Here is a 2,040-nt window from a genome sequence, read left to right on the forward strand (position 1 = left end):
TTCAACGTCGAAGTTCAGGTGTGTGGGGTCCATGATGTAACCGCAGTTTTAAAATGGCGGGCGCGCATCGTGGTGCGCGCCCGCTTTTTCCTTCGCGTCTTCAGAAGATAAAACTGTCTTCCGTCAAGGGCTCGCAGGAGTTGCTAAAGACGGACAGTTCGGAATCGCCATAACTGATCCGTGTGTAGGAGCCATAGGTTTCGATCTGCAGGTCTTCGAAACTCAGTCCGGTTTCCGAGAAATCCAGGCGGTCTTCGTCTGCGTCGAAACCAAAGATGCGATCCTGACCAGAGTTTTCCTGGAAGACGAAGGTGTCTGCCCCTTCACCGCCCCACATCAGATCACGCCCGGTGCCGCCGTTCAGTATGTCGTCACCCTCACCACCACGGATCATGTCATCGCCATCCCCGCCGGACAACGTATCGTCGCCGTGACCGCCACGGACGTGATCGCGCCCGTCACCCCCGTCGATGATGTCATCCCCGTGATCGCCGCGCAGAAAGTCATTTCCCTCGCCACCGGAAATGCTGTCATCACCATCGCGCCCCCGGATGAAATCGCGTCCTTCACCCCCGTCGATCTTGTCGTCGCCATGGCCACCACGCAGATGATCATTGCCGGAGCCGCCGATCAGTTGGTTGTCGCTGTGCGCTGCATCTGGTGTTTGACGGAGAACGTCAATGAAGTCGCGACCATCAGTGCCGATCGACAGGGTCGAGCCGTCCGAAAAGGTAAAGCGGCCCGTGTCCAGATCACTCAGCCGACCTTCGAAGGTCAGGCTGGCGTTGCCCAGTTCCAACACGGTTTCTGGTCCGCCGGGTGCATCTTCATCCTCTGTCAGCGAAATTTCGGCCGCTGTGCCATCAATCGTAAAGCTTTCGTCCGATGGATCGAAGCTGGCCCATGACTCATCGTTGTAAATTGCGGAAAACGCCTGAACCAAAAGCACGGTTGGTTCGACTTCGGAAAGCGTCGCTGCAATCGAAAAGATAGTTCCGGATTCGACATGCAGGAAGGTCGCTGTGTTGGTGCCCAGGGTACCGCCCGCAAATCCAATGAACTGTTGCCCAAACGCGATGCCTGACGACAGACCAAGGCTTTCTCCATCCAGACTTGGAGTGCCATCCGCTGCACGGAAATCCAGCATCTCTTCCAGTTGATCGGGTGGCAGCAGCGTGCGAGAGACCAGTAACGCATCCATGAAGCGGATCATGTCTGAAGTCGTCGATACAGCACCGCCAGCTGCACCAAAATCAATGGGTACATCTGTGACGTCCAGGACATTGCCAGGGAAAAGCTCCGCATAGGACCGCAGCATACCGTCTGTTTGGCCTTCGGACCTCATTGAGCTGTCATCCATGCCAGCAACCGAGAAAATACGGTCGGACATCACTTCTGCAAAACTGTCGCCTGTCTTTTGTTCGATCAGTTTCTGTAGAAGCAGGTAGTTTGTATTTGAGTATGCGTAGCTTTCACCCGGCGCAAAGTCAGCAGGCTGATCTGAGACAAGCGCCAACAAGCCGTCAGGCCCCAATGGCTGAGTTGGATTGGCCAAAAGTTGTTCGATGAATGCCGGCAAGTCACCCTGACCCGGGATCGTGTCGAAATCAGGGATACCGGACCGATTTGCCAGCAACTCGCGCACCGTGACTTCTCCGATGTTGGGGATGTCCTCAAGGCCGGTGATGTCCATCTGCTCTGCCAGGGGGGCGTCGAAATCAATAGCCCCTTCTCCGACCAGCTGTTGCACAATCACGGATGTCATCATCTTGGTCTGCGATCCAACTTCAAATGTGTTGTCCGTGCTGGCAGCCTCATTGCCATCGCGCTCAGTCGTTCCAGCCGCATTACGGACCGACAAACCGCCGCGTGCAATTTCCATGAGCACCGCAGGCGCGTCGTCGTTACTTTTTGCAAAGTCCTGCAAAGCTTTTGCAGGGCCGGAGTTCAGGGCGTCGGGGTCAAATAGGGACATTGATCAATCCTTGTTGATGTCAGAATAAAGACGGACCAGGTGGCCCGTTGCGCATCACTTGGTTG

1 protein-coding gene is annotated in these 2,040 nt (G+C 55.7%); it reads right to left on the reverse strand.

Annotated features, from left to right (window positions below; all coding sequences use genetic code 11):
* Nucleotides 1-100 precede the first annotated feature (100 nt).
* Nucleotides 101-1,975, reverse strand: a complete 1,875-nt coding sequence (locus tag IE087_RS23420) for a serine hydrolase (RefSeq protein ID WP_229801565.1) — start codon at nucleotides 1,973-1,975, stop codon at nucleotides 101-103.
* Nucleotides 1,976-2,040 lie beyond the last annotated feature (65 nt).

It is taken from the genome of Tateyamaria omphalii (genome assembly GCF_014651375.1).
In the GTDB taxonomy this organism is placed as follows: domain Bacteria; phylum Pseudomonadota; class Alphaproteobacteria; order Rhodobacterales; family Rhodobacteraceae; genus Tateyamaria; species Tateyamaria omphalii.